This window comes from Leptothrix discophora (genome assembly GCF_030705305.1).
In the GTDB taxonomy this organism is placed as follows: Bacteria; Pseudomonadota; Gammaproteobacteria; order Burkholderiales; family Burkholderiaceae_C; genus Sphaerotilus; species Sphaerotilus discophorus.
Genome location: NZ_JAUZEE010000013.1, coordinates 74702 through 89941 on the forward strand (window position 1 = coordinate 74702; position 15240 = coordinate 89941).

The 15240-nt window shown below is 68.2% G+C and carries 13 protein-coding genes; 8 read left to right on the top strand and 5 right to left on the bottom strand.

Translation table 11 applies throughout. The features are described 5' to 3' along the window. Positions 1 to 283: 283 nt before the first annotated feature. A complete protein-coding gene (locus Q8X39_RS18615; RefSeq protein ID WP_305751194.1) occupies positions 284 to 1246 on the top strand; it encodes a tripartite tricarboxylate transporter substrate binding protein in 963 nt (320 codons plus the stop codon). Between the two features lie 11 nt (positions 1247 to 1257). On the opposite strand, the gene Q8X39_RS18620 is transcribed toward Q8X39_RS18615, so the two are convergent. Further along, complete coding sequence (locus tag Q8X39_RS18620; RefSeq protein ID WP_305751195.1) at positions 1258 to 2757, bottom strand: LysR family transcriptional regulator; 1500 nt, start codon at positions 2755 to 2757, stop codon at positions 1258 to 1260. Here Q8X39_RS18620 and Q8X39_RS20575 point away from each other — a divergent pair. The 3 genes from Q8X39_RS20575 (at position 2756) to Q8X39_RS18635 (ending at position 5859) form a co-directional block, all read left to right on the top strand. Continuing rightward, a complete protein-coding gene (locus tag Q8X39_RS20575; RefSeq protein WP_407068035.1) occupies positions 2756 to 3541 on the top strand; it encodes a RuBisCO large subunit C-terminal-like domain-containing protein in 786 nt (261 codons plus the stop codon). The two genes, Q8X39_RS18620 and Q8X39_RS20575, sit on opposite strands and share 2 nt — an antisense overlap. Next, positions 3477 to 4568, top strand: coding sequence for a trypsin-like serine peptidase (locus tag Q8X39_RS18630; RefSeq protein ID WP_305751196.1), 1092 nt, complete (start codon positions 3477 to 3479; stop codon positions 4566 to 4568). The genes Q8X39_RS20575 and Q8X39_RS18630 overlap by 65 nt, the downstream gene beginning before the upstream one ends. A 463-nt stretch (positions 4569 to 5031) precedes the next feature. Further along, the gene (locus tag Q8X39_RS18635) at positions 5032 to 5859 is read left to right on the top strand and encodes an ABC transporter substrate-binding protein (protein WP_305751197.1); all 828 of its coding nucleotides are present in this window, start codon (positions 5032 to 5034) and stop codon (positions 5857 to 5859) included. 52 nt (positions 5860 to 5911) lie between these two features. Here the strand turns inward: Q8X39_RS18635 and Q8X39_RS18640 are convergent, their stop codons facing one another. Then, positions 5912 to 6673, bottom strand: a complete 762-nt coding sequence (locus tag Q8X39_RS18640) for a substrate-binding domain-containing protein (RefSeq protein ID WP_305751227.1) — start codon at positions 6671 to 6673, stop codon at positions 5912 to 5914. Positions 6674 to 6909: 236 nt separating this feature from the next. Between Q8X39_RS18640 and Q8X39_RS18645 the strand changes: the two genes are divergently transcribed. Beyond that, positions 6910 to 9165 (top strand): hybrid sensor histidine kinase/response regulator, encoded by a 2256-nt coding sequence (locus Q8X39_RS18645; protein ID WP_305751198.1) that lies wholly within the window; start codon positions 6910 to 6912, stop codon positions 9163 to 9165. Here Q8X39_RS18645 and Q8X39_RS18650 read toward each other — a convergent pair. After that, on the bottom strand, positions 9083 to 9751 hold the full coding sequence (locus tag Q8X39_RS18650; protein ID WP_305751199.1) for a response regulator: 669 nt from the start codon (positions 9749 to 9751) through the stop codon (positions 9083 to 9085). The genes Q8X39_RS18645 and Q8X39_RS18650 overlap by 83 nt on opposite strands. Positions 9752 to 9858: 107 nt before the next feature. On the opposite strand from Q8X39_RS18650, the gene Q8X39_RS18655 reads away from it, so the two are divergent. Next, a complete protein-coding gene (locus tag Q8X39_RS18655; protein ID WP_305751200.1) occupies positions 9859 to 10062 on the top strand; it encodes a hypothetical protein in 204 nt (67 codons plus the stop codon). 23 nt (positions 10063 to 10085) lie between these two features. Here the strand turns inward: Q8X39_RS18655 and Q8X39_RS18660 are convergent, their stop codons facing one another. Beyond that, a complete protein-coding gene (locus Q8X39_RS18660; protein ID WP_305751201.1) occupies positions 10086 to 10976 on the bottom strand; it encodes an ABC transporter substrate-binding protein in 891 nt (296 codons plus the stop codon). Between the two features lie 256 nt (positions 10977 to 11232). Between Q8X39_RS18660 and Q8X39_RS18665 the strand changes: the two genes are divergently transcribed. After that, positions 11233 to 12207 carry a Bug family tripartite tricarboxylate transporter substrate binding protein gene (locus Q8X39_RS18665; RefSeq protein ID WP_305751202.1) on the top strand — a complete coding sequence of 325 codons (975 nt, stop codon included), beginning with the start codon at positions 11233 to 11235 and terminating at the stop codon, positions 12205 to 12207. A gap of 21 nt (positions 12208 to 12228) precedes the next feature. Further along, complete coding sequence (locus Q8X39_RS18670) at positions 12229 to 12714, top strand: hypothetical protein (RefSeq protein ID WP_305751203.1); 486 nt, start codon at positions 12229 to 12231, stop codon at positions 12712 to 12714. A 664-nt stretch (positions 12715 to 13378) separates the two neighbouring features. Here Q8X39_RS18670 and Q8X39_RS18675 read toward each other — a convergent pair. Further along, on the bottom strand, positions 13379 to 15214 hold the full coding sequence (locus Q8X39_RS18675; protein ID WP_305751204.1) for a serine hydrolase domain-containing protein: 1836 nt from the start codon (positions 15212 to 15214) through the stop codon (positions 13379 to 13381). Positions 15215 to 15240: the final 26 nt, after the last annotated feature.

A 15240-nucleotide genomic window follows, 5' to 3' on the forward strand; every position in this document is an offset into this window, starting at 1 on the left:
GCCGGAGCGTTTTCTGGACCGGTCGTTGCGGGCGGTGGCTTGATCGGCACCTTGGCGACAGTTGCCGGCGACGTGCGTCACGCGCGGGAGGCCACGTGAACCGGAAGTTCATCCCGATGTCCGAATCACGCGTCGTCCGCCGATGCGGGGCGCATCCACGTCCACGGGGCCGACGCACCGCACTCACTGAACCAGGAGTTCAGTCAGACTCTCCCGACACAGCACTTCCCATGTGGACCTCGCAGGGGAAGACTCGGCGTCATCCACAACACGGAGCACCGAGATGAACCTGCTGTCGAGAAGCCTGTTGGGCGGCGCCCTGGCGCTGTGGATGCTGTCGTCGGGCGCTCAGCCGGTCTATCCCGGCAAGCCGATCCGGCTGATCGTGCCGACACCCGCCGGTGGCCCCAGCGATGCGGCGGCCCGTGCCCTGGCGAAGGGCCTGACCGCAGGCCTCGGTCAGGAAGTCATGGTCGAGAACCGTCCCGGCGGCAACACGGGGATCGGCGCCGGCGCGGTGCTGAACGCCGCGCCCGACGGCTACACGCTGCTGTTTGCGCTGGCCTCCAACGCGGGACTGCCTCATCTCAGCAAGGCGTCGCCCTACAGGTCCATCACCGAGTTCACCCCGGTCGCCGCGATCGGCGGCAACACGCCGTGCGTCGTGGTGCCGGCCAGCCTGCAGGTGAAGTCGCTGGCCGAGTTGGTCACCTATGCGAAAGCCAGCCCGAAGCCGCTGATGCGCGGCGCGAACAACGCCTCGGAAGACATGGTGGCAGGGCAGGTGAGCAGCGCACTCGGCATGACCTTCGAGCGGGTGCCGTACAAGGGCGCGCCTCAGTTGCTGCCGGACCTGCTCGAAGGTCGGATCCAGCTTGCGGTGCTGCCGGTCGGTGCCAGCGTCCCGCACGTGAAGGCTGGCCGCCTGACCATGCTGGGCTGCAGCATCGGAGAACGCATCGCCGCGCTGCCGACGGTGCCCACGCTGGCCGAGGCCGGCGTCGCTGCAGCCCCGCTGATCACCGCGCACTTCGTGGTGGGACCTCCGAAACTGCCTGCCGACATCGTCGAGCGCCTGGCCGCTGCCGCTCAACGGGCTGTGCAATTGCCCGAGTTCAAGCAGGAGATGGATCGCCTGCTCATCGTCGGCAGGTTCCGATCGCCCGCCGAGACACGCGAGTTGATGCTCCAGGCGGAAACACAGTACCTGCAGTTCGTTCGGGAGACCGGCGCCAGCATCGATTGAAGCCGGGCGACTCAGCGTTGGCTCAACCAGCTGGACGCGCGTCGGCTGTTGCCTTGGTGCCAGGCCGGGCGGCCGTCGACACTGGCATGGCCCAAGGCATCCGTCACCTGCGCCAGCTCGGTGCAACGCGTGGCAGCGAAGTCGGCGAAGACGCGCAGGCGCAAGGTTCGGCGCAGTTCAGGCCGGAAGTACATCGCCAGTGGCGGGGGGTCCATCAGCTCCCAATCGACCAGCGCGGGCACCAGGCGGCCACTGGCCAGTTCAGCCTGTGCCGTGGCAAACGCGATGCGCACCACGCCGCCGTGGTCCAGGGCCAGTGCGAGCAGGTTGTCGCGGTGATTCGAGTGCAGCCAGCCGCGCACGACGACCTCTTCGACGACCTCGCCCTGCGCGCCCTGTGCGTCCTGTGCGCCCACTTGCCGGTAGCGCCAAAGGTCCAGCAGCTTGCCGTAGGGGTTGCGATAGCACAGGCAGTTGTGTCCGGCGAGATCGCGCGGGTGGCGAGGAAAGCCCTGGCGCTTCCAGTAGTCCGGCGAGGCTGCGGTCACCTGCGCCATCACCGGCAATTCGCGGCGCACCCAGGCGCCGGCCTCGAACCAGCCGTGCAGCAGCAGCAGGTCGCAGTCCTTCGCGGCCGCTTCCTCCAGGTGCAGCACGGCGCGAAGGTCCAGCGTCAGGTCCGGATGGCTGGCATGGAACGCGGACAACGCGGGCACGATGCCGTGCTGCAGGAGAAACGGGGTGCCGCCCACGACCAGCGTGCCTTGCGGGCGCTGCCGAGACTGCCGCAGCCCGTCATCGGCTGCCTGCAGCTGCGCCAGCAAGGGCGCACAGGCTTCGGCGTATTGCGTGCCGTCGGCGGTCAGCTGCAACCCGCGGCTGCCACGCTGGAACAGCGTGGCACCGAGCTCGGCCTCAAGCGCACGAACCAGCTTCGCGACGGCCTGCAAGGTCACGCCTTGCTGCCGCGCTGCGGCCGACAGGCTGCCGCTCTGGGCTGCCGCCAGGAAGTACTGAATGGCCTTGAGCTTGTCCATGGCCGAGGAAGTGTCGCGTGAAGAAGCCGGACAACGCAATCGACCACCGCATCGGCTCGCGCCGCCGCCGTGATGGCCCTCATGCTCTTCTTCGTGCCAGTTCGAGGTGAGTCGCACCTCGACAGCTTCGACGACGACGGGTGTACGGCCTGCGGAAGCCCGCGCCTGAGGGATCTGTTCGCGTCCCTGGCGCCGACGGCGCTGCAACGCGTGGCCGAGCCCGTGCAGCGGCGGCTTGGACACGCGAGCGATCGGCCCCTCGGCCGTCGGCATGACACCTTGTGCGGTGCGTTGCAACAGCGGCCATCCGATCGCGTCCTCGAGACTGCGGATGTGCTGGCTCACGGCGCCATGCATCACGGAAAGCTCGTCGGCGGCGGCGCTGAAGCTGTGCAGCCGGGCGGTGGCCTCGAACACGCGCCATGTGTTCAGCGAGAGGCGATGGGTGATGGGTGATGGGTGATGCCCATGCATGTCGTTCCCGACCTGGGTTGAACCCATATTGGGGCCGGACCACGCCGGCCAGTTCCCAGGCCCGGCCTTCGGCATTCCCGGCACTCGGCGTCTGGCCGGCGTCCATGACCGCCCGGTGATCGGCACCATCATCAAGCCGAGCATCGGCCTCACGCCGGCACAGACGGCGGACCTGGTCGACAGCCTCTGTGCGGCCGGCATCGACTTCATCAAGGACGACGAGCTGATCGCCGATCCTCCCGATGCGCCGTTCGACGAGCGCCTGCGGGCCGTCATGCCGGTCCTGCAGCGCCATGCCGACCGCCTCGGTCGCATGCCGATGTACGCCATCAACATCTCCGGCTCGGTGGACGAGATGCTGCGCCGGCACGATGCCGTGCTCGCAGCAGGTGGCCCGGTCACTGCCCGCCACCATCGGGCGCGTCAACCGGACCTGGCGCACCGAGGTGCCCGGTGCCGGACAGGCGAGCTTGCGGATCTGGGACGTTCTGGAGCCGTAGGAAACGACCACCTGGTCGCCGACAGGAATCTCACCTCCCTGGGGAAAGACGCTTCTTCGACGGGTGTTGCCCCCAAAGTTGCCCCCAGGCTTCCAGCGCTGGCCCTTGCCGTGGTCCTGCGCCGGGCAGGAGCCTGCTGCGTTTTCTCCTCCGATTGTTGGATGACGGTCCCGCAGGTTCAGCGGGACCATGGCTGCCCGGCTTCAAGGAGATCAAGCCATGGACGACTGCAAGGCCCGCCCGGTCGACATCGACCGTCTCGAGGACATCTTCCGCGCGCGTGAGGCGGCCAAGGAACGGCCGATCGCGATCGAGCGCCACTTCCAGGTTCTGGCCGATCGGGAGCCCCAGGTCAGGACCCGGCTGGTGCGGGTCGACCGCGGAGACGGCCAGTCGCATTGGGACGTGGTCGTCGAGGTCGACGGCGTGCGGGCCGGTGGCCGTGCCCTGCCACCGCCGCTGCGCGGCGAGGCCAGTCGCATCCCGCGCCACCGGCTCGACGAGGCCGCGCAGCTGGAGCGGCTGCAGGCCCACATCCCTGACCACCTGGCATTCAGCGCCACGCCCGCCGACTGGGTGCGCAGCGTGCGCCGCATCCGCGATCCGCGCGTCGAGCCTCGCATCGCGACCACGCTGTTCGGCAGCGACGACCGCCGCGCCTTCCGCGACACCGCCTACCCGTGGTCGACCGTCGGCCTGGTCGAGACCAACCGCGGTTCCGGCTCAGGCGTGATGATCGGCCCGCGTCACCTGCTGACAGTCAGCCATGTCATCGACTGGTCGGCCCCTGCGGGCTTTGCCGCCGACTGGGTGCGCTTCACGCCGTCCTACTTCGACGGCACGGCGCCCTTCGGCGAGGCCTACGGCAGCCACATCTACTGGTACGTGCAGGAGGACGGCGACGGGTTCATCAGCGGCAACGAGGGCGACTACGACTACGCCGTCGTCGTGCTCGACCGCCGCCTGGGCGAGACCACCGGCTGGATGGGCGCGCGCGGCTACGACGACGACTGGGACTCGCTGGACGCCTGGTCGCACATGGGCTATCCCGCCGACCTCAACAGCGGCCAGCGCCCGACCTGGCAGGGCGGCTTCCGGGTCGACGGCAGCGACGCGGCGGCACAGGCCGTCCTCCACAAGGCCGACGTCTTCCCCGGCCAGTCCGGCGGCCCGGTCTTCGGCTTCTGGGCCGGCGACGTCGGACCGCGCGCGGTGGCGGTCCAGTCGTGGCAGAACAGCAGCAGCAACGGCGCGAGTGGGAGCGCGGCGATGCGGGACCTGGTGGCGAGGGCGCGGACTGAGTTCTCGTGATGCGACCAGCCCACGGATGGAGCGGCGGATCGGCTGGACATGGAGCGAGCGCAAATCGCCGACGTGCAGTCGATTCACCATGGGGCAATTGCCGACTGCGCGCGGGCGTTCACGACTTGGCCAGTGACTGTTGGCTATCGACCCTAGGCCCCTCTCGATCGCCTGCAACTGAGAGTTGCCAATGCATGTGCAGGCGAACATCACGCTACCTACCCGCCGGACACCGAAGCATCGTCGATCGCGACTGGCAAGTGCGTAAACTTCTACGCAGACAGACGAGATCAGCACAACGGTGCTGCGACCCATGCGACGAAGAAGACTGCTCTCTGCAGGACTGTTAACGGCCACGTCGATCGGTTCTCGGACGTCGCGGGCGCAGTCTGTCATTTCAGTCACTTCCGCTCGCGTCGGGTGGATCGCCGGCAGCGCCGGCCCGCTGCCTACGCCAGCCTATCTCGAGGCCTTGAGGGCTGGGCTGCGCGAACGCGGGTGGGTCGAAGGCCGCAACCTGACGATCGACGAGCGCTGGGGTGACCGTGACCGTGCCGCCGCCCTGGCGGCAGAGTTGCTGCAACTTCGGCCCCAGGTGCTGGTCGCCCAAGGCGCGATGGTGCTGGGCGTGCGCAATGTCGACAGCACCGTGCCTGTCGTCTTCGGCTTCAGCGGAGATCCTGTGGAAGCCGGGCTGGCCGCCAGTTTCGCCCGGCCGGGCGGGCGTCTCACTGGCATTGCGATGCAGAGCCTCGAACTGGTCGGCAAGCGCCTGGAGATCCTGAAGGAGCTGATGCCGCGCCTGTCGCGCGTGGCCATCTTGGCCAACCCGACGCATCCCGGCGAGCAGCTCGAGTTGCGTGCCTCGCGGGCGGCGGCCGACCGGCTCGGCCTCGTCGTGCAGTACCTGCCCGTCACGTCGGCGCGCGACTTCGAGATCGCTTTCCCGGCTTTGCTGCGAGAACGCGCCGAGGCCATCGTGGCCTTTCCCGACGCGATGGTCATGAGCCAGGCCCAGGTCATCGCCGAGTTCTCCCGGCGGCACCGCGTGCCGGCGGTGTCGGGCTGGTCAGAGTTTGCTGATGCCGGCAATCTGCTGACCTACGGCCCCAACCTGCGCACGTCGTGGAAGCAGGCGGCCGGCGTGGTCGATCGCATCCTGCGCGGCGCGCGCCCCGCTGACCTGCCGGTGGAGCAGCCCTCCAGCTTCGAGCTGGTCATCAACCAACGCGCCGCCGAGGCGTTGGGGGTCAGCATCCCGGCAGCCGTGGCCTTGCGCGCCGAGCGCATCTTGCGCTGAAGGTGGTGCGGACTGCAGCGGTCGCTGAAAACCTAGCCCGAACGACGCCCGCTTACATCGGCTCCATGCCGGACTTCCGGATTGAAGCGCCCGACGCCGGTGCAGAAAGCGCTCGGGTGAAGGCGCGCGCCGCATCAGCCTGCGGTGCGCTGCTGTGGATACCTGAAGCCCAGACGGTGTAGTTCTGCAGCTCAGCCGGCAAGGGCCCGAGGTACTGGAAGCCCTGGGCGTGCATCAGTTCGGTCACCTGCTGGAAGCCAAGGTCGGCCTCGCCGCGCGCCAGCATGTCGCCGATCTGCGCCCCCGAAGGCGGTTGCCTGATCTTGGACTTGATCTGCTCGGCCACGCCCAGCTTCTGGAACAGTTGTTCGAGGTAGCGGCCGCTGGCGCCGGATGAAATGGCGATGGACTGCGCGTCGAGCAAGGTGGCCCGGAGCGCGTTGACGCTGGACACGTCCGGGCGCGGAAGGCCGGACCGCGCAGCGGCTGCCACTGCCGAGCGTGAGAAGTCGGTGCGGCTGCCGCTGACCAGCTTGCCATCGGCCGCCATGCGGTCCACGCCCGACGAGGTGTTGACGACGACGTCGAAGACTTCGCCGTCGGCGACGCGTTTGGCGATCGCCTCCGACCCGCCCCAGGTGAAGCTGACGCGCAGCCCGGTGTCCTTCTCGAAACGGGAGGCGATTTCCACCACCGCTTCCTTCACGGCGTTGGGCGCAATCACCTTCAAGTCGTTGGCCTGTGCGCTGCATGCCAATGCAAGCAGCGCTGCACACAGCCACGAACGAGACCGAGAGAACCGCTTGAACATCATCACCTCGAGGATTGATTGAAGGGTGACGCATCCTGGCTGGGCTCGCAAGGAACGGCAATCATCCCTCCGCACCAGGCGCCCGGTGCTTTGGGAGGGGGTCCATGGTCCTCCAAGCGCAGGGAAACGGCGCAGACGAGCCCGTATGCTCTGCGCCCATGGTGGACCGCGACCCGTCGGCTTCTGCGAGCGATTCCGTGAACGTACAGGCCCAACCCTGCGCCAGACCACGGCGTCTGTTGCTGCGCAAGTACATCGCGTCCTTCGTGGCCGTGGTCGGCATTCCGCTGGTGGGCTACACGGTGGTGGGCGTGTGGTTCGCGGCCGAGGAGCACCGTGCCGCGCTGATCGAGGTCCAGCGCGCCAACGCGCAGGCAGCGGCCTGGCGCATCACGCAGTTCGCCAACGAGATCGAGGGCCAGTTGCGCTGGGCCACGCACCTGTCTTGGAACGAGAGCGGCGCCGATCAGCACCGCATCGACGCCTTGCGCCTGCTGCGCCAGGTGCCGGCCATCACCGACCTGACCTTGCTCGACGGCCAGGGCCGCGAACGGCTCTTCGTCTCGCGCGTGAGCATGGACCGCCTGGACACGCGCATCGACCGTTCAAGCGAAGACGCAGTTCAGGCGGCGCTGAAGAACGGCATCCACTTCGGCCCGGTGTACTTCCGGCGCGACACCGAACCCTTCATCAGCGTGGCCCTGGCAGCCACACGGCGCGAAGCCGGCGTCGTGCTGGCCGAAGTGAACCTGAAGTTCACGCGAGACGTCGTCTCGCAGGTGCGGGTCGGGCGCGAGGGCCTGGCCTACGTGGTCGACAAGGCCGGCCGCCTGATTGCGCATCCCGATGCCAGCCTGGTGCTGCGCAACACCGACCTGTCTTCCACCATGCGCGTGATCGACGCGCAGCCGGACCAGTCCCTGCATCGGCTCATCAGCATGCAGGGCGAGCAGGTGCTGCTGGCACAAGCCCCGGCGCCCCCGATGGACTGGCGGGTGCTGGTCGAATTGCCGCAGAGCGAGGCCGATGAACCCTGGCGCCGCGCGCTGTCGCGTTCGCTGTGGATCACGGCCGTCAGCCTGCTCGTGGCGCTCGGCTTTGCGGTGGTGTTCTCCTGGCGCATGGTTCGGCCAATCCGGACCTTGACGGCAGGAGCCGCACGCATCGGTTCCGGCCAACTCGATCACCGTATTCCTATCGACAGCGCCGACGAGATCGGCCAGCTCGGACACGAGTTCAACGCCATGGCCGGCGAACTGGAGCGTTCCTATGCCACGCTGGAGCGCAAGGTTGAGCAGCGCACGCAGGCGCTGACCGACGCCAACCGGGCCAAGTCGCGCTTCGTGGCCGCCGCCAGCCACGACCTGCGCCAACCGCTGCACGCGCTGAACCTGCTGGTGGCGCAGTTGCGCGTCGAGACCTCTGCGGCAGAGCGCCAGCGCCTGACGCTGCGGGTGGAGAGCGCCGTGGCATCGATCAACGGCCTCTTTGACGGCCTGCTCGACATTTCCAAGCTCGACGCTGGCGTCGTCCACGCGAACGTCACAGCCTTTCCACTGCAGCAGGTGCTGGACAGGGTGGAGGCGACATTCGCCGAAGACGCGCACGCCCGCGGCCTACACCTTCATGTGCGTGGACACGGCGCCTGGGTGCAGAGCGACCCGGTGCTTCTGGAGCGCATCCTGGACAACCTGGTGGCCAACGCGCTGCGCTACACGCGCAAGGGCGGTGTGCTCGTGGGTTGCCGCCAGCGCGGCGACCACTTACGCGTCGAAGTCTGGGACACGGGCATTGGTATTCCGCCCGAAAAACACCAGGAGATCTTCGCCGAGTTCTACCAGGTGGCGCCGGCTGGCACGCTGCGTGGCGAGGGGTTGGGGCTGGGCCTGTCCATCGTCTCGCGCTTGGGGCAGTTGCTGGGCCACCGGGTGGCGCTCAGGTCGAGTCCGGGACGCGGTTCGTGTTTCAGCATCACGTTGCAGCAAGTGCCGCCGCAGCTGCGCGCTTTGGGGCTCGTAGAAGCAGATGACGTGCCGGACGATCCGCTCTGCGGTGCGCGCGTTCTCGTGATCGACAACGACGAGGACATCCTTGAAAGCACCGGCGGGCTGCTGCGCGGATGGGGCTGCAAGGCCCTGACGGCAAGCTGTGCGGATCAGGCACTGGAGCGCCTGGGTCAAACCGCACCCGATCTCGTGCTGGCGGACGTGCACCTGGATGGCGGGGAAGACGGCGTGGAAAACGTCATCCGCTTGCGCCGGCACTTCGGCCGCGATCTGCCTGCGATCGTGATTTCGGGCGATGTCTCGCAGGAGACACGCACCCGAGTGGCCGGTCTGGGCTTCCCGCTGCTGGAGAAGCCTGTGGCTCCGTTGCGCCTGCGCACGCTGGCCACCCGTCTGCTGCGGGCTGCTACTCGACTCGAGGGAGCGTCAGGCCCAGACGGGTCACAGCGAGCACGGCCTCGGTGCGGCTGCCCACGCCCAGTGCCCTGAGGATGGCCGAGACATGGTTCTTCACGGTCGGCTCCGCAAGGTCGAGCGCACGGCAGATGAGCTTGTTGTTCTTGCCTTGCATCAACAGGGCCAGCACTTCAAGCTGTCGGTCGGTGAGCCCCAGGGAGTTGGCGCTCGATGGGTTCGCAGGCGCAGCCGCTGCTGGCACAGGCAGGCTCGATGACGGCGCGCCTCGCAAGGCCGCGCGCGGCACATAGACGCCGCCGGCAAGCACCAGCGCCAACGCACTGGTCAGCACCTCGCGGGTCTCGCCCTTGGGGATATAGCCTTGCGCACCCAGGTCCAACGCACGGCGCATGGTGGCCTGGTCCATGTCACCGGAGAGCATGACCACGGCCACGGCCGGATGGCGCTCGACCACCGTGGCCAACAGTTGCAGGTCGTCCTGGTCAGGCAGATGCAGGTCGAGCAGCACCAGGTCGGTGTCAGGATGATCGGCCAGGCACCGCAAGGCGGCCTCTGCGTTGGCGGCCTCGAGCACGGTGGCCCCACTGCGCAAGCCGCGCAGCACACTGTGCATGGCATCCCGGATCAGGGCGTGGTCGTCGACGATCAGGAACTTCATCGATTTCAGGGTGCAAGGGCTGGCAGCGGCAGCGTCAGGGCCAAGAGGGGCCAAGGTTACACGGGCGGAAGCGGGCCGCGATGAGGCGACGGCCTGGATTCAGTCCCTTGATCCAGACCAGCGGCGACGCAAACCAGCACTCGCTGTGGACTTCGGGCAACGGGCTCGGAGCCAAGTTCACCATGGCGGCATGGCCGTACGAGCAGAACAGCCAGCAACTGAGCCAGGCCGTGATCGTCAACCCAGACAACGCCGCGATGTGTGCCGACACGGTACTGCTGATCGCGGCGCGCCGCAGCCAGCCCAGCTGACCGGTTGACCGGTTGACCCGCTTTCAGTCGACGAAGTCGTCGGCGCGCACCAGCAGCGACTGCGGCAGCGCAATCCCCAGCCCCTTGGCTGTGCCGCGGTTGACGATCAGCTCGAACCGGGTCGGCTGTTGGACAGGCATCGTGGCCGGATTCGCGCCTTTCAGGATCCGGTCAACATAGGCTGCGGCCTGCTTGAAGTTCTCGGCCAGATTCGGGCCGTAGCTCATCATGCCTCCCGCCCGGATGTAGTCCCGGTTTGAAAAGATTGTCGGCATGCGGTGTCGCAGGGCTGCGGCGCACAGTTCGTTGCGGTGCGCGATGGTGGAGCTGTCGGACAGGATCATGACCGCCCCGATGCCGCTCTTGGACGAACTGGCGAAGGCCGGTTCGATGCCGGCGGGAAAGCTCACGTCCAGCGGCACAGCCTGCAGGCCGAGCATTTGCGCTGCCGCTTGCACCTCGCTGAACTGCGGGGGCATCGCCGGATTGCTGCCATTGAACAGCGCCCCGATTCGCCTGAGGCCCGGCACCGCTTCGCGGATGACTTGAAGGCGCTTTCCGGTGAGCTCGCGGTTCAACACCGACAGGCCGGTGATGTTGCCGCCGGGCCGCGACAAGGTGGCCACCAGGCCCTCCTGCACGGCGTCGCCGCTGGTGGCCATCACGATCGGAATAGGCACGGCCACGGTCGCGTCCTTGGCTGCCTTGTTGCTCGGATAGCCCGAGCTCACGATGACGTCGACGCGCAGCCGGACCAGTTCGACCGCCAGAGCCGGCAGGTCAGCGACGTTGGGGCCCCAGCGGTACTCCATCCTGAAGTGCCGCCCTTCGGCATAGCCCAGCTCGCGCAACCCGTCGAGAAACGCCGCATCCAGGTGCCACGGGCCTGCGCGTTGCGCGATGTAGCCGATCACCGCCAGTCGAGGCGCCGGTTGCGCCCGCACGGGCCGAGAAGGCCACAAGGCGGTGGTTGCGAAGGCCGCGCCCGCCAGCAGGAATCGAGATCGCAACACGTGGGCCCTTTCACGAAAGTCCTCATCGTAGCGCCCAGACCAGTACGTTCGAACCGGACCACCCGATACCTCTGCGCGATTCCGCTACAGCCCGCGTTTGCTCACCATGGGTATGCCCCGGAGCCCCGGAACGATCCACCCCACGGAGACCGAGAAAATGAAGCCCTTGTTGATCCCTTCGATCGCCGCGGCACTCTGCGCAGCCGCCCTCGCCGGCCCGGCCCGCGCCGAAGACTTTCCCAGTCGCCCCATCCGCATCCTGGTCGGCTTCGCGCCCGGCGGCAACGTCGACACGCCAACGCGCATCGTGGCCCGCAGGCTGGCCGAAGTGCTGGGAGTGGCTGTGGTGGTCGAGAACAAGCCCGGCGCCGGGGGCAACATCGCCGCAGAGTCGGTCGCGCGCTCGCCGGCCGACGGCCACACCCTGCTGGCCTGCGGCGCGACGTCGCACGGCGCCAACTCGGCACTCTTCTCGAAGTTGACCTACGACCCCGTCAAGGACTTCGCACCGGTGACGATGTTCGGAACCGTTCCCAATGTGTTGGTGGTGAACCCTGCCGTACCGGCGACGACGTTCGCGGAGTTTGCGGCTTGGGTCAAGGTCGAACCCTCGAGGGCCAACATCGCCTCTGCTGGCATCGGCACGTCGCAGCACCTGTCCATCGAACTTCTGAAGTCCATGACGGGCCTCGCCACCACGCATGTTCCGTACAAGGGCGGCGCACCGGCGATGTCCGATGTCCTGGCGGGTCAGGTCCCTTCAATGGTGGCGGGCATGCCGACCGCACTGCCGGCGATCAAGGCGGGCAAAGTGCGTGCGATTGCGGTGACCTCGACGAAGCGCTCGCCCAATCTGCCGCAGGTGCCGACGCTGGCCGAGGCCGGCGTGGCCGGCTACGACGTGACCAACTGGGTCGGTCTGTGCGCCCCTGCTGGCGTGTCGCCCCAAACGCTGACCAAGTTGTACACCGCAGTGCAGACCGCGCTCGCATCGACAGAGATCAGCAAGAGCCTCGTGGACATCGGCTACGAGCCGGCTGCCGTCACGCCGCTGGAGCTCTCGGCCTTCATTCAGCGCGAAGTGCCGAAGTGGCTGAAGGTGGTTCGTGAAGCTGGCATCACACCCGAGTAATCGATCCGCCAGGCACACACCATGAAGAACACTCACCTTTTCGCCTGGGTCGTAGCCTCAGTGGAGCCGCGCGCTTGTAGCGCAAGCGGCAGGCGGCGGCTGCACCCCTCCTCTCGCGCGGCGCACCTGACACACAGCGGCCGTGCGGCGGCCACGTTCGTCTCGCTGGTCGGTGCGCTCGCGCTCTTGGCTGGTACCCTTTCCGCCGCTGCAGCGCAACCGACCTATGCCGAGCGCATGCATGCCAGGGCACTAGACTCGTTTCGCCAGGGTCGTTTTCCCGAAGCCTACGGGCGCTTCGTTGATCTAGCGAACACAGGCCACCCGGCGTCCGCGCGGTATGCCTTGTGGATGTGCGAGCAAGGCCCGGCGCTCTTTGGCAAGGAGTGGGACTGCGCGCCCCACGAAGCCGAAGATTGGGCCCGCGCGGCAGGCGTTGTATCGCCTCAAGTTGCAGGTGGCCAACCCGTCACGCAGACCAAGTCCCAGCGTCATCGCAGTCGCTGAAAGCGTCTACCGTTTGGGCAAGCGGTACTAGCCGGCAGGGCGGCGACGGCTTTGAAAGCCTGAGCCGACACGCAGGTCGCTGCCGACGGGCGTCTGCTTCCTGCCAGTGGGCGGGAACGACAGCGAAGCAACTTTGTCATCAGTATTGCTGATGCCCCGGAGCAGTGTTCTTCGGAGGGGCCGAACGACTGCTTCGTGGCGGCAGGCTGGACAAAAGTTCTCGGTCACTTCCGGACACTCAAGCGGCCAGCAGATTCCCCGCCAATAACCGGTTTCAAGTGAATGGCCGCCACAGGTCGCCTGCGTCTCGGACGCGCTCATTCCGAAAAGCGGTCGCTCACCATTTGGCGGCACTCGGCGGCAGCCGATGCGGGCCGTACACCCGCGGTCCGATCGGTTGAACCGGCGCAGCCGACCCGTTGCTCACAGTGGCACGTCGCCGTGGCCGGGTCGATCGAGCGCGACGACGACTTGGTCGGTCGCGTAGGCCCCGGCCACCGCGGCCGGGAACCCGTGATTGACACCGAGGCTGGTCCGCAGCGCCACGGTCGCCCCGCGAGGGCGACGCCTGACCGCGCCCGAGGGCCGCTCGCCCGGGATTGCACTCGCGGTCAGCCCGGCCTGGAGGGTCAGCAGGGTCGGGGCGACGCGCCGCTCGTCGAACTCACCGCGCCGGCTCCGGCCGCAGCCGGTAGCCGCTGAAGCGCCAGCCCGTGCCGTCACCGGCTGCGTCGCGGCGCAGCACCGGACCGCTGTCGGCTAGCGGGCCGAGTGCCACGGCACGCTGCTCGTCCAGCGCGCGCAGCGGCCATTCCGGCGCGCCGTCGCCGGCAATCGTCACGTAGGGTCGCGCCACAGGCCAGCCGGCGCGCTGCCCCAGCTCGATGCGCTCAAGCATCACGAACTCGCCCTCCGCAGTCACTGGCCGCCAGCGGCTGGTGACGGTCGCGGCCAAGCGCTGCGTCAGCGCATCCGGCGAGAACGGCAGTCGTTCAGCCACGAGCATCTCCTGGCCGCCCATACTCGCCACCAGCACATGGCGGCCGGCCACGCGGCGTGCCTGCAGGCTCACGGCCCGCAGAGTGTCGTCCGACACCGGCAGCCAGCCGCCCAGCAGCAGCAACTCGGCGCGCAGCCAGCCTTGTGTGCCCCGGCGCAAGCGGAACCGTTCCGGGCCGAGAAGTGCCTCGAGACGTTCACCGTCGCGGCGGATCTCGGCCAGGCCCCAGACCGTCGCCCAGGAGCCGACCAGGGCCTCCAGCTCCGCTGCGGTGTAGGGCTCGGGGTCGGCCTGCCAGGGCGAGGGCGGAGCCTTGCCGCGCTGGCCGGTGCGCGCCTCCAGCGCCAGCGCCAGCGCCGTGCGGGCCAGATCACTGACCAGTGGACCGGCCTGGCCCGAGTTGCTTGCCACCACCACGCCCAGGCGCTGTTCAGGCAGCAGGTAGAGCGCGGTGCGGTGGTAGGCCGTGGCGCCGTTGTGGTGGGCCACCGGACCGCCACCCACGATGGGGTCGGGTTGCGGTGCGGCCAGCATCCAGCCCAGGCCGACACCGAAGCCCAGGTCCAGCGGCACCGCGGCGTTCTGCACCCGCAACGACTCGGCCACCAGGGCCGGCGCGAGCAGAGTGTGCCCGTCGGCCATGCGGCCCTGCGCGAAGATCAGGCTGACGAAACGAGCCATGTCGTTGACGCTGGCGTTCAGGCCGCCAGCCGGCGTGTCGCGTAGCGCCGGTTCGTGGCGCCGACGTTCGCGGTCGTACGCGGCCGCGCTCAGCGGCGTCACCGGCAGCGCCTGCGAGAAGCTGGCCGTGCGCATGCCCAGCGGATCCAGCAGGCGGCGCTGCAGCAGCGCCTCGAAGGACTCACCCGCGGCGCGCTCGACCGCATGGCCCAGTACCGTCATGCCCACGTTGGAGTAGGACAGCAGCTGCCCTGGCGGATACTCCAACTCTGCTTCGGCCAGCGCCGCCGTCACGCTGCGGAAGTCGGCCACTCGCTGGCCCCACATGCCTGCCAGCTGATCCCGGGGCAGCCCGGCATGGTGGGTCATCAGCAGCCGCGCCGTGATCGGCGATGGCGCGAAGCGCGTACGCACCGCAAAGTCCGGCAGTACCCGTTCGATCGGCGCATCCAGATCGAGCCTTCCGTCTTGCACCTGCTGCAGTGCCGCCATCACGGTGAACAGCTTGGAAATCGAGCCCATGCGGTAGACCGTGTCGGCCGTGGCCGGCCGCTGCTGCTCCCGATCGGCCCAGCCTGCGCAGTGGCTCCACACCACCTGCTGGTCATCGATCAGGGCCAGACTCACCCCGACCGCCGTGCCCTGCTGCACTGCATGCGCCATGCGCTCGCGCAGGTGCTGCTCCACCGCCCACAGATCGCCCGCCGCAATGCGCTCGGGACGTTGCGGCGTTGAAGAACAGGCACCCAGCGCCAGCGCGGCCAGGACGAGGAAGGGGGTGATCGCAATGTGCGAGCGGGAGCACTTCGGGAGCAACATGCGAGATCCTCCGGTGAAGGGAGCAG

What these genes read in the sequence shown, in the direction of transcription:
- Q8X39_RS18640 (WP_305751227.1), bottom strand. Translation starts at nt 6,673, where the DNA reads ATGATGTTCAAGCGGTTCTCTCGGTCTCGTTCGTGGCTGTGTGCAGCG.
- Q8X39_RS18650 (WP_305751199.1), bottom strand. Translation starts at nt 9,751, where the DNA reads ATGAAGTTCCTGATCGTCGACGACCACGCCCTGATCCGGGATGCCATG.
- Q8X39_RS18670 (WP_305751203.1), top strand. Translation starts at nt 12,229, where the DNA reads ATGAAGAACACTCACCTTTTCGCCTGGGTCGTAGCCTCAGTGGAGCCG.
- Q8X39_RS18665 (WP_305751202.1), top strand. Translation starts at nt 11,233, where the DNA reads ATGAAGCCCTTGTTGATCCCTTCGATCGCCGCGGCACTCTGCGCAGCC.
- Q8X39_RS20575 (WP_407068035.1), top strand. Translation starts at nt 2,756, where the DNA reads ATGTCGTTCCCGACCTGGGTTGAACCCATATTGGGGCCGGACCACGCC.
- Q8X39_RS18675 (WP_305751204.1), bottom strand. Translation starts at nt 15,214, where the DNA reads ATGTTGCTCCCGAAGTGCTCCCGCTCGCACATTGCGATCACCCCCTTC.
- Q8X39_RS18620 (WP_305751195.1), bottom strand. Translation starts at nt 2,757, where the DNA reads ATGCATGGGCATCACCCATCACCCATCACCCATCGCCTCTCGCTGAAC.
- Q8X39_RS18630 (WP_305751196.1), top strand. Translation starts at nt 3,477, where the DNA reads ATGGACGACTGCAAGGCCCGCCCGGTCGACATCGACCGTCTCGAGGAC.
- Q8X39_RS18615 (WP_305751194.1), top strand. Translation starts at nt 284, where the DNA reads ATGAACCTGCTGTCGAGAAGCCTGTTGGGCGGCGCCCTGGCGCTGTGG.